A 24,694-nucleotide genomic window follows, 5' to 3' on the forward strand; every position below is an offset into this window, starting at 1 on the left:
TCCCCGGGGAGCCGTCAACCAGGCTTTGATCCGGGGGTTTCCGAATGGGGAAACCCGGCAGTCGTCATGGGCTGTCACCCATGCCTGAACACATAGGGCATGTGGAGGGAACGCGGGGAAGTGAAACATCTCAGTACCCGCAGGAAGAGAAAACAACCGTGATTCCGGGAGTAGTGGCGAGCGAAACCGGATGAGGCTAAACCCTGTATGTGTGAGACCCGGCAGGGGTTGCATGCAGGGGGTTGTGGGATCTCTTTGGATCGGTCTGCCGGCCGGTCGGCGAGTTATAAACCGTTGGTGTAGGCGAAGGGCATGCGAAAGGCCCGGCGTAGAGGGTAAGACCCCCGTAGCTGAAACGTCAACGGCTCGTTGGAAGAGACACCCAAGTAGCACGGGGCCCGAGAAATCCCGTGTGAATCTGGCGGGACCACCCGCTAAGCCTAAATATTCCCTGGTGACCGATAGCGGATAGTACCGTGAGGGAATGGTGAAAAGTACCCCGGGAGGGGAGTGAAATAGTACCTGAAACCGTGTGCCTACAAGCCGTGGGAGCGTCGCATGCAAGCTTGCTTGCATGTCGTGACTGCGTGCCTTTTGAAGAATGAGCCTGCGAGTTTGCGGTGTGTTGCGAGGTTAACCCGTGTGGGGAAGCCGTAGCGAAAGCGAGTCCGAACAGGGCGATATAGTAGCGCGCTCAAGACCCGAAGCGGAGTGATCTAGCCATGGGCAGGTTGAAGCGGCTGTAAGAGGTCGTGGAGGACCGAACCCACCAGGGTTGAAAACCTGGGGGATGACCTGTGGTTAGGGGTGAAAGGCCAATCAAACTCCGTGATAGCTGGTTCTCCCCGAAATGCATTTAGGTGCAGCGTCGTGTGTTTCTTGCCGGAGGTAGAGCACTGGATAGGCGATGGGCCCTACCGGGTTACTGACCTTAGCCAAACTCCGAATGCCGGTAAGTGAGAGCGCGGCAGTGAGACTGTGGGGGATAAGCTCCATGGTCGAGAGGGAAACAGCCCAGAGCATCGACTAAGGCCCCTAAGCGTACGCTAAGTGGGAAAGGATGTGGAGTCGCACAGACAACCAGGAGGTTGGCTTAGAAGCAGCCACCCTTGAAAGAGTGCGTAATAGCTCACTGGTCTAGTGATTCCGCGCCGACAATGTAGCGGGGCTCAAGCGTACCGCCGAAGTCGTGTCATTGCAGCATGAGGGCCAACGCCCGCTGTGATGGGTAGGGGAGCGTCGTGTGCCGGGTGAAGCCGCGCCGTAAGGCAGTGGTGGACGGTTCACGAGTGAGAATGCAGGCATGAGTAGCGATACACACGTGGGAAACGTGTGCGCCGATTGACTAAGGGTTCCTGGGTCAAGCTGATCTGCCCAGGGTAAGTCGGGACCTAAGGCGAGGCCGACAGGCGTAGTCGATGGATAACCGGTTGATATTCCGGTACCCGCTGTGAAGCGTCAAACATCGAATCAGGCGATGCTAAGCCCGTGAAGCCGTTCCGGACCCTTCGGGGAAAGGAAAGTGGTGGAGCCGGTGACCCGGACTTGTAGTAGGTGAGTGATGGGGTGACGCAGGAAGGTAGTCCATCCCGGGCGGTGGTTGTCCCGGGGTAAGGGTGTAGGCCGAGTGGCAGGTAAATCCGCCGCTCATCAAGGCTGAGACCTGATGCCGAGCCGATTGTGGTGAAGTGGATGATCCTATGCTGTCGAGAAAAGCCTCTAGCGAGTTTCATGGCGGCCCGTACCCTAAACCGACTCAGGTGGTCAGGTAGAGAATACCGAGGCGTTCGGGTGAACTATGGTTAAGGAACTCGGCAAAATGCCCCCGTAACTTCGGGAGAAGGGGGGCCATTTCTGGTGATAGCACTTGCTGCTTGAGCTGGGGGTGGCCGCAGAGACCAGCGAGAAGCGACTGTTTACTAAAAACACAGGTCCGTGCGAAGCCGTAAGGCGATGTATACGGACTGACGCCTGCCCGGTGCTGGAACGTTAAGGGGACCGGTTAGCTCACTTTCGGGTGGGCGAGGCTGAGAACTTAAGCGCCAGTAAACGGCGGTGGTAACTATAACCATCCTAAGGTAGCGAAATTCCTTGTCGGGTAAGTTCCGACCTGCACGAATGGCGTAACGACTTCTCGACTGTCTCAACCATAGGCCCGGTGAAATTGCACTACGAGTAAAGATGCTCGTTTCGCGCAGCAGGACGGAAAGACCCCGGGACCTTTACTATAGTTTGATATTGGTGTTCGGTTCGGCTTGTGTAGGATAGGTGGGAGACTTTGAAGCGGCCACGCCAGTGGTTGTGGAGTCGCTGTTGAAATACCACTCTGGTCGTGCTGGATGTCTAACCTGGGTCCGTGATCCGGATCAGGGACAGTGTCTGATGGGTAGTTTAACTGGGGCGGTTGCCTCCTAAAGAGTAACGGAGGCGCCCAAAGGTTCCCTCAGCCTGGTTGGTAATCAGGTGTTGAGTGTAAGTGCACAAGGGAGCTTGACTGTGAGACCGACGGGTCGAGCAGGGACGAAAGTCGGGACTAGTGATCCGGCGGTGGCTTGTGGAAGCGCCGTCGCTCAACGGATAAAAGGTACCCCGGGGATAACAGGCTGATCTTCCCCAAGAGTCCATATCGACGGGATGGTTTGGCACCTCGATGTCGGCTCGTCGCATCCTGGGGCTGGAGTCGGTCCCAAGGGTTGGGCTGTTCGCCCATTAAAGCGGTACGCGAGCTGGGTTTAGAACGTCGTGAGACAGTTCGGTCCCTATCCGCTGCGCGCGCAGGAGTCTTGAGAAGGGCTGTCCCTAGTACGAGAGGACCGGGACGGACGAACCTCTGGTGTGCCAGTTGTCCTGCCAAGGGCATGGCTGGTTGGCTACGTTCGGGAGGGATAACCGCTGAAAGCATCTAAGCGGGAAGCCTGCTTCGAGATGAGGACTCCCACCCACTTGATGGGGTAAGGCTCCCAGTAGACGACTGGGTTGATAGGCCAGATATGGAAGCCGGGTGACCGGTGGAGTTGACTGGTACTAATAGGCCGAGGGCTTGTCCTCAGTTGCTCGCGTCCACTGTGTTGGTTCTGAAACCACGAACAACCAACACCCCCCTGCCCCGACCAGCAATGGTTGTGTGGGCCGGTGGGGGTGTGCGGGGTGTGTTTCGTAGTGTTTCGGTGGTCATAGCGTGAGGGAAACGCCCGGTTACATTCCGAACCCGGAAGCTAAGCCTTACAGCGCCGATGGTACTGCAGGGGGGACCCTGTGGGAGAGTAGGACACCGCCGAACTAACTTTATAGAGAAGGCCGTGGTCTTCAAGAGAACTTGTTTCTCTTGAAGACCACGGCCTTCTTTGCGTTCCCGGCCTTTTTCCTTACTGGAGGGACGGGAATCCGCAGGGGCGGTGTCATGACGTCACGTCGGTTCCACGAGGCGTGCGTCGTAGGCGAGGATCACCGCCTGGACGCGGTCCCGGGCGCCGGTCTTCGCGAGGATGCGGCCCACATGGGACTTCACGGTCGACTCCGCGAGATGGAGACGTGCCGCGATCTCCGGATTCGTCCAGCCCTGACCGATGACCGTGAGGATCTCGCGCTCCCTTTCGGTGAGGGCGGCGATCCGTTCGTCCATGACCGGGGCACCGCCCTGTGATCCGTCGGCGGGGAGATGTTTGACGTACGCGTCGAGGAGACGACGGGTCAGGCTCGGGGCGACCACCGCGTCGCCCGTCGCCACCGCGCGTATACCGGACAGCAGCTCCTCGGGAAGGGCGTCCTTGACGAGGAACCCGCTCGCGCCGGCCCGGAGACCCGCGTACGCGTACTCGTCCAGGTCGAACGTGGTCAGGATGAGGACCCGGGTGCGGTCGCCCGTAGCGACGATCTGGCGGGTGGCCTCGATGCCGTCCTGGCCCGGCATCCTGATGTCCATCAGGACCACATCGGGGCGGAGTCGCGCGGTCAGACGGACGGCCTCCATGCCGTTCGTCGCCTCGCCCACGACCGTCAGGTCGTCCTGACTCTCCAGGAGCATGCGGAAGCCGAGCCGCTGCAGGTGCTGGTCGTCGGCGATGAGAACGGTGGTCACGTCGTGGTTTCCTCGGGGAGGGGAAGAAGGGCATGGACCCGCCAGCCGACCGGCCGGCCCCGGCCGTCGGTGAGCGGACCCGCGTCAAGTGTGCCGCTGTACAAGGCCGTGCGTTCACGCATACCGGTGAGCCCGCGCCCCGCGTCAGCGCGTGGCTCGTCGCCATCCACGGGCAGCGGATGCGGCGGCTCCGCGGAACTGTCCGGCCGGCCGCCCCTGTCCGTCACCGCCAGACGGACCTCGTCCGGTTCGTACCGGACCTGGATCTCCGCGGTGGCGCCCGGCCCGGCGTGTTTCATCGTGTTCGTGAGCGCCTCCTGGAGCAGCCGGTACACCGTGAGCTGGAGCCCGGGAGGCACGGCGTCCGGAGTGCCGTGCACCGTCGTATGGACGGGAAGACCGGCGGCACGTACCCGCTCCACCAGCCCGTCGAGGTCCACGAGAGCCGGCTGGGGTGACAGGTCGGGCTCCCGCGCGCCCGGCGCTTCCTCGCGCAGGACGTCCAGCAGACGCCGGAGCTCGCCGAGGGCCTGACGGCTCGTCGTCGCTATCCCCTCCAGCGCTTGCCCGGCACGTTCCGGCGATTTCCTCGACGCGTACGCGCCACCGTCGGCGAGACCGGTGATGACCGACAGGTTGTGGCCGATGATGTCGTGCATCTCCCGCGCGATGCGGGCGCGTTCCGCGGCGGCGGCGAGACGGGTCTGCTGGTCCCGTTCGGTCTCCAGCTGACGGGCGCGTTCCACCAGTGCTCTGGTGTAGTCACGGCGGCTGCGGACCACCACGCCCATGAGCGCGACGAACAGCGTGGCCCACAGGAACTGCGCTCCCCGGTCCCACCAGGCCGAATCGGGGAAGCGCACCGCACCCGCCGTCTGCGGAGCCGCGATCAGGGCCCCCACCCACCAGAAGCTCCGGAACGGCAGCCGGTACGCGATGTTGTAGACGACGATGAGCTGGAGGGTCTCCGCCTGAAGCACCGCTCCGGACAGCGAGTTCGCGAAGGCGGGGACAGCGGTGGCCACCATGACGGTGAACGGGTGGCTGCGACGCCAGTACAGCGGCACCGTGAAGGACACCGTGATCAGCAGCAGGAGCCAGCCGGGCACGTTCTTGTTGATCGCGACCATCCGCCAGCCGCCGTCGTTCAAGTCGATCAGGACCGCGATGAGCCAGAAACTCGTGAGCAGCGCGTCCCAGACGCGTGGACGCCGCTGATCGGCGGCGCGGACAGCCTGCTGGACACGCTGGGGGAACGGGACGAAGTCCCGCGCGCAGGAGGCCGGGCCCCGTCCTCCCTTCAGAAGGAGCAGCCTGCGCCCCAGGCTCCTCAGCCCGTCCGTTCTCCTCAGTTCACCCAGCTCCCCCGGCCGAAGTCCCGCCTACCCGGCCATCGTCCTACGCCGCGGGCACTCGCCACATCGGACCCAGGTCCCGATGCGGCAGATCTCCGCTCATACCCCGGTACTACCCGCGTCTCGGATTTTCTTGCGGCCGACGGACGTCGGCACGGATCATCCGGGTATGGAATACGACGTTCGCGCGATCCGCGCAGAGGAGTGGGCGCCGGCCCGGGAGCTGCGGCTGGCGGCCCTGAGCGACCCCCTGGCATCGGTCGCGTTCCTGGAGACCTATGAGAAGGCGGTGGAGCGGTCGGAGGCCTGGTGGCGGGAGCGGACCGCGCTGCTGGCGTCCGGCGACGGGCAGTGCCAGTTCGTGGCGGTGGGGCCTGACACGGTGTTCGCCGGGTCGGTGGGTGCCGTCCTGGAGCGTCCGGGCGCCGTGGACGAGGTCGTCGGGCTGCCCGTCGACCGGCTCCAGGCGCACCTCTACGGCGTCTACGTACGGCCGGAGCGCCGGGGCAGCGGGCTGACCGACGCGTTGTTCGCCGCCGCTCTCGACTGGGCCTGGTCGCAGCCGGGCGTCGAGCGGGTACGGCTGATCGTCAACGGTGCCAACCCCAGGGCCGAGGGCTTCTACCGGCGGGCCGGTTTCGTCCGCACCGGGCTGACCCTGCCGTTCGCCCTGAACCCCGCACTACTGGAGTACGAGATGGAGATGCTACGCCAGTCCGATGCGCGGTGACTCTCCGTCATGGTCCTCTGTCCCTGCGAGGGCGCCCCGCCCTCGTGCTTCACCGCACCTGCGGCTGTCCGGTACCCCGGTGCCCGGCTGACCGGCTGCGCGGTGGGCGCTGGTGGGACAGGTCGGGAAGGACGTGTGGAAGGGATGTCGATGCGGACGATGACGGCGGTGAGGGCACCGATGCTCGTGCCTGGCCGGGAGCGGGACGGGGACCAGCACCGGGCGTTGGACCTGGGCCGGGGCTTGGAGTTGGTGCCGGTGGCGGTACCGGAGGTTGGGGGTGGATGCTCTTATGGATGTCAAGCAGCGGTTGTGAGGTGGCTTGGGGCCGCTGCTGTGGCGTTCGTGGTGGTCAGGGCGTGGTAGATCTCGCGGGCGACGAACCGCTTGAGGCAGCGAATGATCTCTTTCTTCGACAGGCCCTGCCTGGTGCGACGTTCCATGTAGGTGCGGGTGCGCTGGTCCCAGCGCAGGCGGCAGAGAACGATCCGGTAGAGGGCCGCGTTCGCGGCCCGGTCGCCGCCCCGGTTGAGGCGGTGGCGGTGGGTTCGGCCGGATGACGCGGGCAGCGGGGCGACGCCGCAGAGCATGGCGAACGCCGCTTCCGAGCGGAGCCGGTCGGGGTTGTCCCCGGCCGTGACCAGCAGCTGGCCCGCGACGTCCGGGCCGACGCCGTTCAGTTCGGTCAGGGCAGGGTTGATCTTCTGGGTGAGCGGGGCTATCAGCTCGTCCAGTTCGTCGATCTCCTGGCCCAGGCCTCGGTGGCGGCGGGCGAGGGACCGCAGGGCGATCTTCGTCGCGGTGACCGGATCGCCCGCCTGGTCCAGGCCCGGGCGGAAGCCCGTGCAGACGGCCAGGAGGTCCTTGTCCTTCAGGTACCGCAGCATCGTGCGGACGCCTTCCGGCGCGGTGACGATCAGGTTCTTGATCTGCCGGGTGACGTCGGCCCGCTGCTGGACCGCGCTGCGGCGGGCGACCCGCAGCGCCCGCAGGGCCTCGACCCGGCCGTCCCGGAACTTCGGGGTGCCGGTGCGGCGTTCGGCGAGCGCGGCCCGCGCCGCCGCCTCGGCGTCGACCGGGTCGGACTTGCCCTGCCAGCGGCGTGTCTTGCGGTCCGGGCGGTCGATCTCGACCACCCTCACGTCGTGTTCACGCAGGTAGCGGGCAAGGCCGGCGCCGTAGGCGCCGGTGCCCTCGACCCCGACCATCAGCAGGGTGCCGAAGGAAGAGAGCCAGGTCAGAAGCTTGCGGTAGCCGAGCGCGGAAGCGGGGAACTGGGCCGAGCCCAGGACCCGGCCCGCCGAATCGATCGCCGCCGCGGTGTGGGTGTCCTTGTGGGTGTCGACGCCGCCGGTGACCTCGACCTGGTGCTGTGCCATCGTGGGTTGTGCCGTCCTGTCCATTCGACCGGGTGGGATGGCACCCGTCGGCCGGGAGGGCGGACAAGACAGTGATGGGGCCTCTGGCCAGGCTCTTATGAAGTCACGTCCCCCGGCCCGACGGATGCACACGAGCGCCCCCCGAACGGGGCCGACAGATCCCGTTGAGGACCCTGAGTCAGTCAGGCGGTGGGTCAGACCCCGCCGGGGAACGCTCACGAACATCCTCACTGTCAGGCGGGGATGGGGAGCTCGTCGTGCGGCCAGCGGGCGCGGGCCTGTTCACGTGAGCGGAGCAATGCGAGGGTCGGCATCCCCCGGTCGGCGCCGCTGGCGAGCAGTGCGGGGAGCTGGGGGATCGGGGCGACCGCCGCCACATCGTCGAGGACGAGGGCGAATGGTGGGTCGAGCCGACCGGAGGATGACCGTTCGGCCATGCGCCGGCCGTGCTCGACCACGCTTGAGGCCAGAGCCGTGAGCAAAGGCATGGCTCCGGGGCGGGACTTGGGATCTTCGATCGCCTCTCCCACCAGATAGAGCGTGCCCCCTTCGGCCACGAAGGAATCCAGGGTGAGCGCGTCAGTTCGGTTCGGTGTGCACGCCTCGCGGACGTTCACGGTGAAAAGGGCCGACAGCGCACGTGCCGTCAGTTCCTGTGCGATGTCGCGGCGTTCGGGATAGGCGGTGAGGGCGGCTTCCAGCTCGCCCGCGCTGCCGGACGCGGCCGCGGGGTTGGTCCGCAGTGCCCGTACCGCCTCCTGCACCTGACTGCCCTGTGCCCAGCGGTGGACGTGGCGGAACTGGCGTCCGTCCACGGCCGCGGCGTGCAGGAAGCAGCACAGCAGGGTCTCGGCGGTGTCGGCGACCGCCGTGTCGAGCTTCGCGCTGGGCCTTATCGGGGCGAGCAGTGCCTTCGCCCGCAGGGCCGCCGTGTCCCGGTCCTCACAGCCCCTGCTCGGTGACCAATGGAGGCGGGCCGGGGTGTCGCAGAGGTGGAGAGGGTCGTAGAGGAGCACAGGGCCGAGCTTGGCGCGGGCGTCCTTGGTCTCCGCCCAGATCGCGGGGTCGGAGGTGATGACGAGAGCGGGTCCCTCCGCGTCGCGTACGGCCTGCACCGCGAGCGGCTGCCGGGCGTCCGGGGGGCCGAGGAACAACGGACTGGGGGAGGGCGGGACGGGATGTGGTACGGGGAGCGGGGCTGCGGCCTGAGCCGGTGCGGTGCCGGCTGCGGTTGCGGTCGGGGTCGCGGGTGCGGGGGCGGCGGGTCCCGGGTGGGCGGGGGTTGCTGTGACGGAGGGCGCGGGCAGGGCTGGTGCGGTGCTGGGGGACGGGTGGGTGGTGCTCGGGGTGAGGGGGGCTTCCTGGGGTGTTGCTGCCGGTGCCTCGTACCGGTTCGGGTGGAGCTGCTTCCGTTCGGGCCGTTCATCCACGGGCCGTTCGTCGGCGTGGTGGAGGGCCCCGTCCCGTCCGGGGTCGCCGTACCGGTCGTCCCCGTACCGTCCCCGGTCTTCGGGGGTGTCGTACCGGTTCTCGGCGTGGCGGGGGTACGGGTGGTCGGCCTTGCGGGCTCTGGCGCGGTCCTGAGCGCGTTGGGCTCGGGTGCGGCCGGTGGTGAGGAAGGTGGCGAGCCGTGTGACGTAGACGCCGAGGACGATCAGCAGGGTCAGCTGGGTGAGGAAGAGCGTCCAGAAGAGGCCGGGGCCGGAGAGATGGTCGGCGGGGGTGGCGGACCAGGCGCCGGTGAGGTCACCGGGGTTGGTGATCAGATGGCGCAGGGCGGCCGGGGTGTGGTCGAAGGTGACGCCGCCCGGCCAGGAGCCGTGGGCGAATCGGGCCGCCAGACTCGTGGAGGACCAGACGAGGAGGGTCGTACCGAGGAGGAAGGCGAGGCCGCCGACGAGCAGGGAGTCGGGTACCCCGCGTTCGTTGCGGCGGGGTCCGCCGCCACCGCCCCGGGGCGGGTCGCTGTCGTACTCCGCCGTGTACCCCCCACGGTCCTGTCCCGGCATGTCACCTCTCCGTCCGTCCCCGCATCGCGCCTCCGTCCGTCAGGGCGCGGTCACCGTCGTCCCGGTCCCGGTCGCCGACGCCGTCGCTCCGGGGCATCAGGCGACCGTCGATTCCGAGGATTCGCCGATCTGTTGTTCGACGAAGGCCGCCGCGCGTTCCTCCGCCTCCAGTTCCGCCGCGTGCAGGGCCTCGTCGCGGGTGGCGGAGGACTCGGTCATCGCGCGGTCGGTGAAGACGAGGGGGCGTTCGGCCTCGGTGATCAGGTGTTTGACGACCTGGACGTTGCCGTTGACGTCCCAGACGGCGATACCGGGGGTGAGGGTGGGGATGATCTCGACGGCCCAGCGGGGCAGGCCGAGGACCCGGCCGGTGGCGCGGGCCTCGTCGGCCTTCTGCGCGTAGACGGTGCGGGTGGAGGCCATCTTGAGGATCGCGGCGGCCTCCTTCGCGGCGGCGCCGTCGACCACGTCGGAGAGGTGGTGGACGACCGCGACGAAGGACAGTCCGAGGCGGCGGCCGAACTTGAGGAGACGCTGGAAGAGCTGGGCGACGAAGGGGCTGTTGATGATGTGCCAGGCCTCTTCGACCAGGAAGATGCGCTTCTTGCGGTCGGGGCGGATCCAGGTGTGTTCGAGCCAGACGCCGACGATGGCCATGAGGATGGGCATGGCGATCGAGTTGCGGTCGATATGGGACAGGTCGAACACGATGAGCGGGGCGTCCAGGTCGATGCCGACCGTGGTGGGGCCGTCGAACATGCCGCGCAGGTCACCGTCGACCAGGCGGTCCAGCACCAGGGCGACATCGAGGCCCCACGCGCGGACGTCGTCTATGGCGACGTTCATGGCCTGCGCGGACTCGGGTTCGGGGTGGCGGAGCTGTTCGACGATGTCGGTGAGGACGGGCTGACGCGTCACGATGGTCTCGTTGACGAAGGCGTGGGCGACCTTCAGCGCGAAGCCGGAGCGCTCGTCGAGGCCGTGGCCCATCGCGACCTCGATGATGGTCCGCAGCAGGGCGAGCTGCCCGGTGGTGGTGATCGCGGGGTCGAGCGGGTTGAGCCGGATGCCCATGTCGAGGGCGGCGGTCGGGTCGAGCCGGATGGGGGTTATGCCCAGCTCCTGCGCGATGAGGTTCCATTCGCCGGCGCCGTCCTCGCCCTGGGCGTCCAGGACGACGACCTGACGGTCGCGGAACCGGAGCTGGCGCAGGACGTAGGTCTTCTCCAGCGCGGACTTGCCGTTGCCGGACTCGCCGAGCACCAGCCAGTGGGGCGCCGGGAGCTGCTGCCCGTACAGCTGGAAGGGGTCGTAGATGTAGCCCTTGCCGGAGTAGACCTCGCGGCCGATGATCACGCCGGAGTCGCCGAGGCCGGGGGCGGCGGTCGGCAGGTAGACGGCCTGGGCCTGGCCCGTGGAGGTGCGCACGGGCAGCCGGGTCGTCTCCACCTTCCCGAAGAGGAACGCCGTGAAGGCGTCCGTAAGGATGGACAGCGGGTCCCGCATCAGTTCATCAGCTCCCGTCCACGCGCATCTCCGTGTCCCCGCACATCGATCGTCCTCGGTGGGTCTGGTTCACGTTCACCGGCCTGGTTCGGGTGTTCTGGGACCTGGTTCATCTGTGCGTGGCCTGGTTCTGTCCGTGGGGGCCTGGTGCGCGTCATGGACCTGGTCCGTCCGCATCGCCTGGTCGTTCCTGTGTGCCGTCGTCACCTGGTCGGGGGCGGGTTATTTGCGGATGCCGGTGGCGAACGGCAGCGTGTTGACGAATGCCCGGTGGTGTTCCCGGTCGCACCATTCCAGCTTGAGGTACGACTTGCCCGCCGAGGCGCGGATGGTGCGTTTGTCGCGGGCGAGAGCCTCGGGGGAGCGGGCGGACACGGTGATGTAGCCGACGAGGTTGACCCCGGCGGCACCGGACGCGAGGTCCTCGCCGCGCTGGTCGAGCCGGGAGTGCGCGGCGATGTCCCGGGGGTCGACCGTGCGGTTCATCTTCGCGGCGCGGCTGGCGTCGGCCTCGTCGTTGGTCTTCTCGGTGAGCATCCGCTCGATGGCGATCTCGGTGGGTTCGAGGTCCATGGTCACGGCGACGGTGCGGATGACGTCCGGGGTGTGGACGAGCAGCGGGGCGAGGAAGTTGACGCCGACGGGCGTCATCGGCCACTCCTTGACCCAGGCGGTGGCGTGGCACCAGGGGGCGCGGGTGCTGGACTCGCGGGTCTTGGCCTGGAGGTACGTGGGCTCCATGGCGTCGAGCTCGGCGGGCCAGGCGTTGCGCTTGGTCATGGCCTGGATGTGGTCGATGGGGTGGTCCGGGTCGTACATGGAGTGCACGAGGGACGCGAGGCGGCTCTGGCCCAGCGGCTGGCGCAGCCGGATGTCGGCTTCCTGGAGGCGGGAGCAGATGTCGGTGAGTTCGCGGGCCATGACGATGGCGAGTCCGGCGTCGCGGTCGAGCTTGCGGCCGGTCTGGGCGCGGGTGGCGCGGGCCATGGTGCTGGCTTCGGCGGCGAGTTCCCGGCTGTGGTGCATACAGGCGACGAGGTACGCGCGGTGCTGCTCGCTGCTGGTGGACACCATGGACTGGAGTTGTTCGTAGGACTCCTGGAGCCATGGCGGCGCCTGGTGGTCGCCGCGCTGGGCGACGTCCTTGGCGTGGGCGTCGGGGTCGGCGGGCAGGGTGCGGGCGAGCATCTGGATGCGGGTGACGAAGCCGTCGCCGTTGGCGACATGCTTGAGCAGGGTGCCGAAGCGGTCGACGAGGGCTTCCTGGTCCTCGGAGTCGCGCAGCCCTACGCCGGGTCCCTCGATCTCGATGGCGGCGGTGATGGTCTTGCGGTCGGCGTGCAGGAGGACGGCGAGCTCGTCGGGGCCGAAGGGCGCGGACAGCCAGGTGATACGGCCGATGCCGGGCGGGGGGCCGACCTCGACCTCGCGTCCGTCGAGGTTCAGTCCCGCTTCGGGTGCTTCGGAGCGGTACGTGGTGCCCTGCTTGACGCGGCGCTTGTAGCTGCGGTTGATCTCGAACCACTTGTAGAACGTGCGCCGTTTGTAGGGGACGTAGACGGCGGCGAACGCGAGCATGGGGAAGCCGACGAGGAGCACGATCCGCAGGGACAGCACGGGGACGAGGAGTCCGCACATCATGCCGACGAAGGCGCCGCCGATGATCAGGGCGATCTCGCCGGTCTCCCGGTTGCGGCCGACGACGGCGTTGGGCCGGGCCCGGCCGATGAGATAGGTGCGGCGGGGTGAGACCGGGTGGGACGCGTGGGACAGCGATTCGGTCGTCAACGCCCTTCACCTCCCGTGCGGTTGTTCGTGCGGTTGGCGCTTGCGTGCGGGGAGTTCATGGGGCTGGTGCGGGGGGCGGGTGCGGCGCCCCCGCCGCCTCCCTGTCCGCCGCCGCCGCGGTTGCCGTGGGCGGCGACCCCGCCGCTCGCCGGGTTGCTCGGGCGTGGTGCGGAGCCGCCGGTGTTGTCGGCGCGGGCGCTGTGGGTCTTGATGCCCTGGGAGACGAGTGCGGCCGGGGAGCTGATGACGGCGGCGGCGCGGCTCTCGGCGCCCTGCTGGAGGCGGTTGTTGCGGGAGTTCGCGATCTCGTCGCCGAAGCCGGGCACGAAGCGGTAGATCATGGCGCTGGCGAAGATGGCGAGCAGGATGATCGCGAGACCGGAGACGACGGCGGAGAACGCGTCGGGGCCCTCGTCGGAGCCGCTGAGGGCACCGGCGAGGCCGAGGACGATCACGATGACGGGTTTCACCAGGATGACCGCGATCATGATGCCGGCCCAGCGGCGGACATGGCCCCACAGGTTCTTGTCGACGAGTCCGGCGTAGACCACCGTCCCGAGCAGCGCACCGACGTACAGGAGGGCGGCGCGGATCACGAGTTCGAGCCAGAGGACGCCGGCCGCGAGGACGGAGACGAGGGAGACGACGATCAGCATGATGGGGCCGCCGCCGATGTCGTCGCCCTTGGTGAGGGCTTCGGAGAACGAACCGAAGAACACATCGGTCTGGCCGCCGGTGGAGCGGGCGAGGACATCGGTGACGCCGTCGGTCGCGGAGACGACGGTGTAGAGGATCAGCGGGGTGAAGGCGGACGCGATGACGGTCAGCCACAGGAACCCGACGGCCTCGGTGAGGGCGGTGCTGAGCGGTACGCCGCGGACGGCCCGCTTGGCCACGGCCAGCAGCCACAGGAGCAGGGTGAGGACGGTGGACGCCGCGAAGACGACGGCGTACTGCTGGAGGAAGGTCGGGTTGGTGAAGTCGACCTCGGCGGTCTCCTTGACGGCTTCGGAGAGCTTCCCGACGGTCCAGGCGGCGGCGTCGGCGCAGCCCTTGGCCAGGGAGGTGAGGGGGTCGAGGGTGCCGGTGAGGGAGTCGGCGGGGGAGTCCCCACCGCTGCGGCCGCCGGACCTGCCGCCTTCCTCGCAGTACTCCCGTGCGGGTCCCTGGATGAGGTCGCAGTTGTTGTCACTGGCCGACGGGGACGGTGTCGGGGTGGGTGTGGGCGCGGCGGTCGCGCGGGTGGCCAGCAGCAGGACGGCGACGGGCGCGGCCGTGAGCGTGGCGGCGAGCCGCAGCGGGCGGCGGCGGGAGGGCATGGTGTCCGGCTGTCTGCCGGGGGTCCGGCGGCCGGGGCGCGCTTGCGTGCCGGACGGGGTGCCGTCCGGCACAGGTGAACGGCTACCGCGCATAGGTGAACCCTCCGTACCCCTCGACTGCCTTCGCGATGTCGTCGGCGCTGGACGCCTGATTGTCGCCGGGGACAGGCGCCGGGCCCTCCTTCTGGGAGTGGGCCACGATCTTCCAGTCGCCGTCGGTCCACTCCAGGTTCACGGTGAGGGTGAACCAGGTGTGGGTGACCGGGTTGGTGGAGTTCTCACCGGCGAGGCCGACGAGTCCGCCGCACCACACCTCCACGGTGGCGCGTTCGGCGTCGACGGTGGTCGCCTTGGTACCGATCGGGCTGGTGCGGGAGACGAAGGTGAAGCCCTGGGGTGTGCTGCCGTCGTCGTTGAGGCCGACGGCCTTGTAGAACCCGGGGGAGTACGACTTGTCCAGGGCGGTCGCGAAGCCGGCCACCTTCGACGGGACGATGATGGCGCGCAGGATCTGGTCCCGGCGTCCCTTGTCGAACATCTCCGCCGAGCCCAGGGCCACCGCGTAGTTCGCCGCGGCGGACTGCGCTCCCTGGGTGTCGTGGGCGTAGCCGGAGGCGATGCCGTTGTTCTCGCTGTCGACGGGCCGGGTGCCGGTCGCGGCGGTGGTGTCGGCGCGGGGGCGGTCGGCCCCGGCTCCGGCGTCCGGCTCCTCGTCGGCGCGGTTGGCGAAGGCGATGGCGGCGATGAGCAGGACGACGATGCCGACGACGGTGACGAGCCCGCGTGAGGACGTGCGGGATCTGCGGGCGCCGCCGTGGTGGTCGCCGGCGCGTTCGGGCAGCCGGGTGCGGGTCTGGCCGCTGCCGCCGTAGCCGGACGTGGCGTAGTCGTCCGGCGGGCCGTCGCCGCGTCCGGGTCCGCCGTGGCGTCCGCTGTCGCCGTAGCCGTCGTCGTCCGGACTCATCGCGTGTACGTCCCCTCGATGTCGTACCGGCCCCCGCGGTACCGTCCGGTGGGTTCCCGTAGGACGGCGTACCGCACCTCGGCACCTGGCCGTGCTCCTGGACCGGCCACCCGCGCACCGCTGCCGGCCGGGGAGCCGGTGCCCCCGGCTCCGACGGCCCGGGCACCCATGGCCGAGGGACCCGGAACGGAACCCGCACCCAGAACCGCACCCGCACCCGGACCCAGAACCGGACCGAGATCCGGACCCGAACCCGCACCCAGGCCCAGGTCCGGACCCCGAACCCCACGCGGGGTCGGCGGCAGGTGTGCCGGTGGTGACGGTGGCCGTGCTGGTGTCCGCGTGGGCGCGGTGTGGTGACTCGGCATCAGGAGACGCAACCTCGGCGGTGGGCGCGACGGGCGGGTGGGTGGAGGGGACCGGGGCGGTGCCCGGACACGGCCGTGCGGCGCCCCGGGCGGGACGCCGGCGCGCGGTCGGGGCGTGTGGTCCGGGTCGGGTCGGGCCCGGGGGCCCCGGCACGCGCGTCCGCCGGGCGGTCGTCGGTCGGCATGGCTCGCCATGCCTCCCTTCCCCGCCTCGCGATCGCCCGCGCCGGACCCCGCTCCCTGATCCGGCCTGGTCCGCGGGACACGTCCTAGACGGCCATGCCGTACACGATGGTGAAGACCGTGCCGAGCGAACCGATGATGAAGACCCCGGTGAGGCCCGCGACGATGAGGCCCTTGCCCTGTTCCGCGCTGAAGGTGTCGCGCAGCGCGGTCGCGCCGATGCGCTGTTTGGCCGCACCCCAGATCGCAATGCCGAGGCACAGCAGGATGGCTGCCGCCATCACCACCTGGATCATCACCCGAGCCTCGTTGCCCAGGCTCCCGAAGGGGCCCCAGTCCGGGGCGATCCCGCCGATGATGGTGGTGATATCGCCCTTTTCGGCTGCCATAAGCATGTAACTCACCGCCCCTGTATGGGTAGTTCCTGACCCTCTGCGAGCGCGCAGAGGTCACGCCTCATTGTTGCCGACGAATCCGCCTTCGTATGTCGACTTGGCGTCTTTGGTTGGCAGGTTTCGTACGAATTATTGTCCACCGGCTCACGCGGGGGGCGCGAAGCGGCATACAAAGGGTCGTATGGTCACTCTGTGTATCACGTGGTGTCACGCCGGGCAATGATGACCTTGCGAAACCTGAGGGGCGGTTCGGTCGTTGTGCCCTGATCGCCCGCCAGGCCCGTGTGGCATGCCCGGTGTTCACCATCGCACGCGCGTGCCATATGCCGTCGCGGTCGCGTGAGGGGGCGCACCGGTGCGGATCGCACCCCTCCGTTGCGCTCCTGCTGCCCCGCCGTCCCCGGCCTACACTGGCGGGCGGTGGACTCCCGGGCGCTGAGGAGTGGTTGACGGTGCGTAAGGCTGGGCTGATCGCCGGGGCCGCCGTCGGTGGTGCGCTCGGGCTGGTGATGCTGCTGGTCATCGGTACGTTCCTGGTCGCCGGGAACATCGCGGGCGGAGGCGGCGGGGGTGCCGCCGTCGGGCTGGCGAAGGGCGCCGTTCCGGCGGCGTACCAGCCGCTGGTGCAGCGGTGGGGCAATCTCTGCCCCGCGATCAATCCGGCGCTGCTCGCGGCCCAGCTCTACCAGGAGTCCGGCTGGAACCCGCGCGCGCAGAGCCACGCGGCGGCGCAGGGGATCGCGCAGTTCATCCCCGGCACCTGGGCGGCGCACGGCCTCGACGGGGACGGCGACGGGGACCGCGATGTGTGGGACCCGGCGGACGCGATCCCGTCGGCGGCGTCGTACGACTGCAAGCTCGCGGGGTACGTCAAGGACGCGCCGGGCGATCCCACGCACAACATGCTCGCCGCGTACAACGCGGGCGCCTACGCCGTCATCCGGTACGGCGGGGTGCCCCCGTACAAGGAGACACAGAACTATGTGAAGATCATCACGAGTCTGGAGAAGAGCTTCGCGCGGCCCGTCGGCCGGGTGGAGCCCTCCCGGCAGGCGGCCGGCGCGATCCACTACGCGCAGACGAAGCTCGGCACCCCCTATCTGTGGGGCGGTACGGGCACCGCCGCGCAGGGCGGCCGGTTCGACTGCTCGGGACTGACCCAGGCCGCGTACCGCACGATGGACATCGAGCTGCCGCGGGTCGCCAACGACCAGTACAACGCCGGACCGCACCCCGCGCGCGCCGAGCTGCTCCCCGGTGACCTGGTGTTCTTCTCGGACGATCTCACCAACTCGCGGGCCATCCGGCACGTGGGCATCTACGTGGGAGGCGGGTACATGATCGACGCGCCGCGGACGGGTGCTGTGATCCGGTTCACGAAGATCGATACGCCGGACTACTTCGGGGCGACGAGAGTGACCGAGGACGGCGCGAAAGCGCTGCCGAAGCCGCCGCCCTCGATCTGAGGAAACCGGCCTTGACCAGCGTCGCAGCGCGGCGGCGGGGTCGGTCCGGACATGTGAGGATGGAGGGTCCCCCGCCCCTTCTGGCCGGAATGCCTCCCGGGCACAACGGTCCGAACTGTGACCACGAGTCTCTCTTCGGTAACGTCTCAGTGATCTTTCGGTGGAGTGCGGAACGCAACCCAGGTGGCTGTGCGTTCCTCGTATACGTGGCCGAAGGGCCGGTCACGGGCCGACCGGAGCGGGAGACCGTTAGGGCGCCCGTGGCCTCCGGTGCGACCGTCGACGGACGGACCGGCAGCCGGCCACCGGGCGGGATGGACCAACGGGGGTTGGTGAGGAGGCGCACAGCCAGGTGCGCCCCGGGAAACGCTGAACGATGAAGGGGCCGCGGCACCATGGCTGGACTCGAAGACTCCGGGTCGAACCCCGACGTCAGTCTGCTCTACGAGATCAATGGCCTGGCCAAGGACGCCCCGACGTGGTTCGACCACACCATGGAGTACGTCGGCGAGTACGGGCTGATGTTCGGTCTCGTGCTGCTCGGGGTGTGGACGTGGTGGAAGCTGCGGGCCCGCGCCGGATCGCTGGAGGAGGCCGCGCAGTCGGCCGCCGCCGTGATCTGGGTGCCGCTGGCCGCCGCCATCGCCGTCATCGTGAACATCCCCATCCGCGGCTTCGTGGAACGGCCCAGACCCTTCCTCGACCATGAGGGCCTGGAGGTCCTGATCGAGGGGAAGACGGACTACTCGTTCGTCAGCGACCACTCCACGCTCGCCATGGCGATGGCCGTCGGCATCTTCATCGCCCACCGCAAGTACGGGCTGTACGCCATCGCGATGGCGTTCCTCGCGGGTGTCTCCCGGATCTACATGGGCGTCCACTACCCCACGGACGTCATCGGCGGATTCGCCCTCGGCACGGCCGTCGCCCTGCTGCTCGCCCCGCTCGCCGCGCTGCTGCTGACCCCGCTGACCCGCGCCGTCGGCCGCTCCCGGCACGGCGCGTGGCTGATCCGCCCGAATTCGATGTCCGACGCCTCCCGCGAGTCCCACCGCAGCCCGGACCCCCGCCCCGAGGAACGGGACCTCGCGGCCTGAACCCCCGGGGCGGCTCCTGAGAGTCCGGGGCGGCCCCATGAGGTCCGGGAGCGACCGCGTGCGCCTCACAGCGACTGCGGGAAGGTGAAGAAGCCCGACGGGTCGTACCGCCGTTTCACCGCCCGCAGCCGGGCCGCCGCCGCGCCGTAGTAGGCGCCCCGCCAGCCGGTCAGCGACGGGTCGGTGTAGTTCTGGTAGGCGGCGCCCGAGGCATGGCGCCGCATCGCGCCGTGCGTCCGCCCGAGCCACTCCCGGGCCGCCGCGCCTCCCGTACCGGACGGCCAGGCCACCGTGTACTGGGCCAGGGTCCGGGACCGCCGGTGCACAAAGGCCGTCGCGGTCGGCGCGACCCGGTTGACGGCCCCGCCCAGCGCGGTCAGCGAGACGGTGCCCGGCCCGCCGCGCACCCCCTCGATCCCGCCGATCAGCGCCCGCACGCCCTCCTCGGACAGCGGACGGTCGAAGAAGTCGGAGCGCGCCGCGTACGTCTCCCGGCCCAGTGCCCCCTCGGGCGAACGGCCGGGGGTGGACCCCGGCAGACGGCAGCGGTCGTCGTCACCGAATCCGGCGCAGCCCGCGTAGACCTCCATCGCCTCCTCGTACGAGCGCCGCCGCAGGGTGACCCGGCTCGCGGAGGCCCCGATCCGGTCCGCCAGCCGGTCCACGGCGTTCTGGAGATCGCCGTACGTGCCGAGCGAGAAGCAGCTCACGGTGACCGTCGGGGAGCCGCCGGGGGAGCGGGACAGATGGACCACCGACCAGATCTCGTCGGGCTGGGCGGGCCCCCACTCCTGCCAGGCACGCACCACGGCCGCCGCCCGGCTCCACGGCCAGCTCATGTACCCGGTGACCGCGCGCGGCGCGGGGCGGGTCCGGAAGCGGAGCTCCGTGACGACACCGAAGTTGCCGTTGCCCGCGCCGCGCAGCGCCCAGAACAGTTCGCTGTTCTCCCGCGCGTCCGCCACCCGCCGCCGGCCGTCGGCGGTGATCACGGTGGCCCCCGTGAGGTGGTCGCAGGTCAGCCCGTACGCGCGGGACACCACGCCGTGGCCGCCGCCGAGGGTGAGCCCGGAGATCCCCACGGTCGGACAGGAACCGGCGGGTATGGTCACGCCCCGTCCGGCCAGCGCCCGGTACACATCGATCAGTTTCGCCCCGGCCCCCACGACGGCGCTGTCGCCGTCGGCGCGGATCGCCGACATCGGTGACACATCGACGATCAGCCGTCCGTCGCCCGAGGACCAGCCCGCGTACGAGTGGCCGCCGTTGCGGATCGCCACCGGCACCCGGCGGGCCCGCGCGTAGGCGAGCACGGTACGGACGTCGTCGGCGTGGGCGGTGTACGCGACGGCGGCGGGCCGCAGCGAGTCGAAGCGGGTGTTGTACAGCAGCCGGGCGGTTCCCCAGTCCTGGTCCCCGGGCCGGACGAGGCTGCCGTCGAGATCCCGCGCCAGGTCCCCCCACCCACGGGCCACCGCCCTGGACGGCGCGACGGAGGGCCCGCCCCCGGGTTCCGCGCCCGGCCCCGTACCCGAGGCACCCGCGCCCCCCGTCCCGCCCGGCGAAGGCGAAGGCGAGGACGAAGGTGAGCGCGACGGCGACGACGCGGCGCCCCCGTCCCCGCCCCCACCCCCGCACGCGGTCACCCCGGCCACGACCGTGACCCCCAGCCCCGCACCGATGAATCCCCGACGTTCCATGTCCGTCTCCCCCAGGACCGCCCCCGCGGGCGGCACGCCCCAAGCATGCCGTCGACCCGCGGCCCGTACCCCATGTGTATCCCCCGCGGCACGGGAGGTGAGGCGCCACCGGCGAAAACCTCGGGGGCACGGGGGACACACACCCACGGACAACCCGCATGGGACAGGGGAACGCTCACCCGTGAAGCCCCGGGCACCGGACGGGACCGGCGAAACCGATCAGCGGCCCGCGGGGTCGCCCTGGTGCTCCTGCGCGTCGGACCGCGCCCTGCTGCGGGCCCGCCGCGCGGGTCCCCGCCAGCCGCAGTCGCACCGCGCGCCGACGAACCGCCCCTGCTCCGCGGTGGTCGTGCGGTGGCCCCCGACGCCGAGGTCGGGGACTTCGCTCAGGTCCAGCTCGTACGCCACCACTCCACGGTAGCCCCCACCCGTCCACCCCACGCGCGCCCGGGGCGGACCGGGGGCGTGACGGGCGCCCGTACCGGTCGTTAGGGGGAACAACAGGGCCCTGACTCGTATCGACAGGCTTGGGGGTCGGCGGTGGTGCGACAGCACAGACGGACGGGCGGCACGCTGGTCGTGGCCGCCGCCATGGCGGGGCTGCTGACGGGAACCGCCGGGTGCGCCGGGGACGACGCCGCCGCCGAGCCGCCGCCCGTGCCGGAGCCGCTCGACGCGGTGCACCGGGCCGCCGCCGAACTCGTCCGCGCGGGCACCTCCAAGGCCCGGACCGCGATGGAGATGGCGACCGGCGGCACCCGCGTCACCATCCGCGGGGAGGGCGTCTACGACTACGGCCGCCGCGTCGGCCGGCTCAAGCTGGTACTGCCCCCGGGCCCCACGGGCACCACCCGCCGGCCGCCGATCACCGAACTGCTCGCGCCGGGCGCGCTGTACATGCGCAACCGGGGCGCGGGGGTCCCCGCCGACAAGTGGGTACGGGTCGACACCGCGTCGGTCTCCGACGGGAACCTCGTCACCGGCGGTGCCACCGATCCACTGGCCGCCGCCGAACTGCTGCGCGGCGCCCGGACGGTGACGTACGAGGGGCCGGGCCGGGTCGCGGGGACCGCCGTACGGCACTACCGGGGGACCACGGACCTGGCGCGCGCGGCGCGCTTCTCGTCGGGTGACACCCGGCGGGCGCTCGCGGCGGCGGCGAAAGGGTTCTCCACGACCGCCGTCCCGTTCGACGTGTATCTCGACGAACGGGGAAGGGTACGCAAGGTGCGGCACCGGTTCAGCTTTGTGAACGACCACCGTGAGGGAGCGGTCGCCGTCGCGTCGACGACGCTGCTGTTCGCGTTCGGGGTGCCGGTCGAGGTGCGGTTGCCGGCGGAGGGGGACATCTACGCGGGGAGGATCGCGGACGAGGCGTAGTCGGGAGGGCGGGTCGGAAATGGTCCGTCCGTGCCATGCGCGGTGTGTAGTCGCTGCCTACTCTAGGAAGTCGGTGGCGGCCAGGAAGAGGTGATGTGGGTGGCTCCGTCCAGTGGTACGGCCGTGCAGGACCACGTCGCCCTCGCCGAGATCGAGCTGTGCGGCGACTTGATGATCGCGGCGAGCGCGTCGCGGGAGGAGCGGCTGAGTCCCGACCTCATCGACGAGGTGCTCCGTGTCCATGTCCTGCCGGACGGCGAGCCTTACGTATGACCCGGGGCCGCGCGCAGCTCGCGCGGCCCGTGCGGTGATCCGGTGAGGGCGCGCGGCCGTTTCGCTCCCCTCCCCGCGCTCCTTGACGGGCGCGGGGGGAGGCGGGCGGTTCAGGTGCGCAGCATGCGGGCGATGGCCTTGGTGGCTTCCTCGACCTTCTCGTCGATCTCGGAGCCGCCCTTGAGGGCCGCGTCGGCGACACAGTGGCGCAGATGCTCCTCCAGCAGCTGGAGCGCGAAGGACTGGAGCGCCTTGGTGGACGCGGACACCTGCGTGAGGATGTCGATGCAGTAGACATCCTCGTCGACCATCCGCTGAAGGCCGCGGACCTGGCCCTCGATGCGCCGCAGCCGCTTGAGGTGCTCGCTCTTCTCCTTGTGGTAGCCGTGGATGCCGAGATCGTGATCGGTGATCACTTCGGTGGACCCCTCGACCGCCGTGCCGGAACCGGAGCAGCACGCGCCTGTCGCCGTCGAGTCCGTCTCGGTGCTCGTCATCGCGTCCTCCGTTTGTCGCCGCAATAAGGGGCATCCACGTAGATGCATACCCCTGGTGGGTATATGATACCGAACTTTCCTGGGTACGGGATGGTAGGCCGGACCCGGTGCCGTACGCGCTGCCCCATGAGCGACACTGGTGGAACGCCGGTTAGCCGTGACTGGATGATGCGCCTAGCATCAGCCTGACCGAAACCACAGCATCCCGAGGACCCCACGTGCGTTTTCGTCTGACCCCCAGGGAGACGAGCTTCTACGACATGTTCGCCGCGTCCGCGGACAACATCGTCACCGGCTCGAAGCTCCTGATGGAACTGCTCGGGGCCGACGCGTCCGGCCGGGCCGAGATCGCGGAACGGATGCGGGCGGCCGAGCACGCCGGGGACGACGCCACACACGCCATCTTCCACCAGCTGAACTCCTCCTTCATCACGCCCTTCGACCGCGAGGACATCTACACCCTCGCGTCCTCCCTCGACGACATCATGGACTTCATGGAGGAGGCCGTCGACCTCGTCGTCCTCTACCAGGTCGAGGAACTGCCGAAGGGCGTCGAGCAGCAGATCGAGGTGCTGGCGCGGGCGGCCGATCTGACGGCCGAGGCGATGCCGCATCTGCGCACGATGGAGAACCTCACGGAGTACTGGATCGAGGTCAACCGGCTGGAGAACCAGGCCGACCAGATCCACCGCAAGCTCCTCGCGCACCTCTTCAACGGCAAGTACGACGCCATCGAGGTGCTGAAGCTGAAGCAGATCGTCGATGTGCTGGAAGAGGCCGCCGACGCGTTCGAGCATGTGGCGAACACGGTGGAGACCATCGCCGTCAAGGAGTCCTGACCCTTCGTGGACACCTTCGCACTGGTCGTGACCATCGGGGTCGCGCTCCTCTTCACGTACACCAACGGGTTCCACGACTCGGCGAACGCGATCGCCACCTCCGTCTCCACCCGGGCGCTGACGCCCAAGGCCGCGCTGGCGATGGCCGCGGTGATGAACCTGATCGGCGCGTTCCTCGGCAGCGGGGTCGCCAAGACGGTCAGCGAGGGGCTGATCGAGACCCCGCACGGCAGCAAGGGCATGGGCATCCTCTTCGCCGCGCTGGTCGGGGCGATCATCTGGAACCTGGTGACCTGGTACCTGGGGCTGCCGTCGTCCTCGTCCCACGCGCTGTTCGGCGGGATGGTCGGCGCGGCGCTCGCCGGGGGCACGGAGGTCATCTGGTCCGGGGTCCTGGACAAGATCGTCATCCCGATGTTCGTGTCGCCGGTCGTCGGCCTGATCGTCGGCTACCTCGTGATGTGCGCGATCCTGTGGATGTTCCGCAAGTCGAACCCCCACAAGACGAAGCGGGGCTTCCGGATCGCGCAGACCGTCTCCGCGGCGGGGATGGCCCTCGGGCACGGGCTCCAGGACGCGCAGAAGACGATGGGCATCGTCGTGATGGCCCTCGTCATCGCCGATGTCCAGGACTCCGGTGACGAGATCCCGGTCTGGGTGAAGATCGCCTGTGCGGTGATGCTGTCGCTCGGTACGTACGCCGGCGGGTGGCGGATCATGCGGACGCTGGGGCGGAAGATCATCGAGCTGGATCCGCCGCAGGGGTTCGCGGCGGAGACGACGGGGGCGTCGATCATGTTCGGGTCCGCGTTCCTGTTCCACGCGCCGATCTCCACGACGCATGTGATCACGTCCGCGATCATGGGTGTGGGGGCGACGAAGCGGGTCAAGGCGGTGCGGTGGGGGGTGGCCAAGAACATCGTTCTCGGCTGGTTCATCACGATGCCGGCCGCTGCGGTGGCGGCAGCCCTGAGCTTCTGGCTGATCCAACTCACCTTCGGCTGAGTGTCCTCCCCCGGGCCCCGGGTCACCCCGAGGTCTGTCCGGCTGGGCGTACCTGTTTCCGTGCGGGTCGGACGGGGGTGCGCAGTTCCCCGCAGGCCGCCTTCGCTTGCGCTTCCGAGGTCTGTCCGGCTGGATGTACTTGTTCCCGTGCGGGTCGGACGTGGGTGCGCAGTTCCCCGCGCCCCTGGGTTGCGCCCCTTGCGGTTCCTGTTCGGCTGCGGGTGGTCCTTGGTTGCTCGCGCAGTTCCCCGCGCCCCTGAGGTGCTGCCCTCTTGCGGTCGCTCTTCGGGTGCGGGTTGGCCCTCGTTTTTGCGCAGTTCCCCGCGCCCCTTAAGGGGCACTCCTCTCCTCGCGCAGTCGCGC

19 protein-coding genes and 2 rRNA genes (1 of these 21 cut by a window edge) are annotated in these 24,694 nt (G+C 69.2%); 9 read left to right on the plus strand and 12 right to left on the minus strand.

The window, feature by feature from the left end; translation table 11 throughout:
* A 23S ribosomal RNA gene (locus OG711_RS21180) occupies positions 1–3,048 on the plus strand (it extends 74 nt beyond the left edge of the window).
* Between the two features lie 115 nt (positions 3,049–3,163).
* Positions 3,164–3,280 (plus strand): 5S ribosomal RNA (gene rrf, locus OG711_RS21185).
* Positions 3,281–3,406: 126 nt separating this feature from the next.
* Here the strand turns inward: rrf and OG711_RS21190 are convergent.
* Positions 3,407–4,078 (minus strand): response regulator, encoded by a 672-nt coding sequence (locus OG711_RS21190; RefSeq protein WP_266517417.1) that lies wholly within the window; start codon positions 4,076–4,078, stop codon positions 3,407–3,409.
* Positions 4,075–5,412 (minus strand): sensor histidine kinase, encoded by a 1,338-nt coding sequence (locus tag OG711_RS21195; protein WP_456341300.1) that lies wholly within the window; start codon positions 5,410–5,412, stop codon positions 4,075–4,077. The genes OG711_RS21190 and OG711_RS21195 overlap by 4 nt, the downstream gene beginning before the upstream one ends.
* A 190-nt stretch (positions 5,413–5,602) precedes the next feature.
* Between OG711_RS21195 and OG711_RS21200 the strand changes: the two genes are divergently transcribed.
* On the plus strand, positions 5,603–6,163 hold the full coding sequence (locus tag OG711_RS21200) for a GNAT family N-acetyltransferase (protein ID WP_329560062.1): 561 nt from the start codon (positions 5,603–5,605) through the stop codon (positions 6,161–6,163).
* A gap of 299 nt (positions 6,164–6,462) precedes the next feature.
* Here the strand turns inward: OG711_RS21200 and OG711_RS21205 are convergent, their stop codons facing one another.
* The 7 genes from OG711_RS21205 to OG711_RS21235 form a co-directional block, all read right to left on the minus strand.
* Positions 6,463–7,566 (minus strand): IS110 family RNA-guided transposase, encoded by a 1,104-nt coding sequence (locus OG711_RS21205; protein ID WP_405673086.1) that lies wholly within the window; start codon positions 7,564–7,566, stop codon positions 6,463–6,465.
* A gap of 209 nt (positions 7,567–7,775) precedes the next feature.
* Complete coding sequence (locus OG711_RS21210) at positions 7,776–9,551, minus strand: type IV secretory system conjugative DNA transfer family protein (RefSeq protein ID WP_329560063.1); 1,776 nt, start codon at positions 9,549–9,551, stop codon at positions 7,776–7,778.
* Between the two features lie 96 nt (positions 9,552–9,647).
* Positions 9,648–11,057, minus strand: coding sequence for an ATP-binding protein (locus tag OG711_RS21215; protein WP_073796121.1), 1,410 nt, complete (start codon positions 11,055–11,057; stop codon positions 9,648–9,650).
* A 222-nt stretch (positions 11,058–11,279) separates the two neighbouring features.
* Positions 11,280–12,845: an SCO6880 family protein gene (locus OG711_RS21220; RefSeq protein WP_073796117.1), complete on the minus strand. Its 1,566-nt coding sequence runs from the start codon at positions 12,843–12,845 to the stop codon at positions 11,280–11,282.
* Entirely contained in the window at positions 12,842–14,164 is a 1,323-nt protein-coding gene (locus tag OG711_RS21225) for a hypothetical protein (RefSeq protein WP_073796157.1), read from the minus strand. Before OG711_RS21225 ends, OG711_RS21220 begins: the two co-directional genes overlap by 4 nt.
* 82 nt (positions 14,165–14,246) lie before the next feature.
* On the minus strand, positions 14,247–15,128 hold the full coding sequence (locus OG711_RS21230; RefSeq protein WP_073796115.1) for a hypothetical protein: 882 nt from the start codon (positions 15,126–15,128) through the stop codon (positions 14,247–14,249).
* A 637-nt stretch (positions 15,129–15,765) separates the two neighbouring features.
* Positions 15,766–16,074 (minus strand): hypothetical protein, encoded by a 309-nt coding sequence (locus OG711_RS21235; protein WP_073796155.1) that lies wholly within the window; start codon positions 16,072–16,074, stop codon positions 15,766–15,768.
* Positions 16,075–16,526: 452 nt separating this feature from the next.
* On the opposite strand from OG711_RS21235, the gene OG711_RS21240 reads away from it, so the two are divergent.
* A complete protein-coding gene (locus OG711_RS21240) occupies positions 16,527–17,540 on the plus strand; it encodes a C40 family peptidase (protein WP_073796113.1) in 1,014 nt (337 codons plus the stop codon).
* Between the two features lie 395 nt (positions 17,541–17,935).
* Positions 17,936–18,637 (plus strand): phosphatase PAP2 family protein, encoded by a 702-nt coding sequence (locus OG711_RS21245; protein WP_073796111.1) that lies wholly within the window; start codon positions 17,936–17,938, stop codon positions 18,635–18,637.
* Between the two features lie 65 nt (positions 18,638–18,702).
* Here the strand turns inward: OG711_RS21245 and OG711_RS21250 are convergent, their stop codons facing one another.
* Together OG711_RS21250 and OG711_RS21255 are read right to left on the minus strand one after the other, a co-directional pair.
* A complete protein-coding gene (locus tag OG711_RS21250; RefSeq protein WP_329560064.1) occupies positions 18,703–20,337 on the minus strand; it encodes an FAD-dependent oxidoreductase in 1,635 nt (544 codons plus the stop codon).
* A 219-nt stretch (positions 20,338–20,556) separates the two neighbouring features.
* Positions 20,557–20,745 carry a hypothetical protein gene (locus OG711_RS21255; protein WP_266517401.1) on the minus strand — a complete coding sequence of 63 codons (189 nt, stop codon included), beginning with the start codon at positions 20,743–20,745 and terminating at the stop codon, positions 20,557–20,559.
* A 183-nt stretch (positions 20,746–20,928) separates the two neighbouring features.
* On the opposite strand from OG711_RS21255, the gene OG711_RS21260 reads away from it, so the two are divergent.
* Together OG711_RS21260 and OG711_RS21265 are read left to right on the plus strand one after the other, a co-directional pair.
* Positions 20,929–21,717 (plus strand): hypothetical protein, encoded by a 789-nt coding sequence (locus OG711_RS21260; protein ID WP_073796153.1) that lies wholly within the window; start codon positions 20,929–20,931, stop codon positions 21,715–21,717.
* Positions 21,718–21,810: 93 nt separating this feature from the next.
* On the plus strand, positions 21,811–21,990 hold the full coding sequence (locus OG711_RS21265; RefSeq protein WP_073796105.1) for a hypothetical protein: 180 nt from the start codon (positions 21,811–21,813) through the stop codon (positions 21,988–21,990).
* Positions 21,991–22,100: 110 nt separating this feature from the next.
* Here the strand turns inward: OG711_RS21265 and OG711_RS21270 are convergent, their stop codons facing one another.
* Positions 22,101–22,487, minus strand: coding sequence for a metal-sensitive transcriptional regulator (locus OG711_RS21270; protein WP_073796103.1), 387 nt, complete (start codon positions 22,485–22,487; stop codon positions 22,101–22,103).
* Positions 22,488–22,705: 218 nt separating this feature from the next.
* On the opposite strand from OG711_RS21270, the gene OG711_RS21275 reads away from it, so the two are divergent.
* Together OG711_RS21275 and OG711_RS21280 are read left to right on the plus strand one after the other, a co-directional pair.
* Positions 22,706–23,326 (plus strand): DUF47 domain-containing protein, encoded by a 621-nt coding sequence (locus OG711_RS21275; protein WP_073796101.1) that lies wholly within the window; start codon positions 22,706–22,708, stop codon positions 23,324–23,326.
* 6 nt (positions 23,327–23,332) lie between these two features.
* Complete coding sequence (locus OG711_RS21280; RefSeq protein WP_073796099.1) at positions 23,333–24,331, plus strand: inorganic phosphate transporter; 999 nt, start codon at positions 23,333–23,335, stop codon at positions 24,329–24,331.
* Positions 24,332–24,694: the final 363 nt, after the last annotated feature.

The sequence above is a fragment of the Streptomyces uncialis genome (assembly GCF_036250755.1).
Taxonomy (GTDB): Bacteria; Actinomycetota; Actinomycetes; order Streptomycetales; family Streptomycetaceae; genus Streptomyces; species Streptomyces uncialis.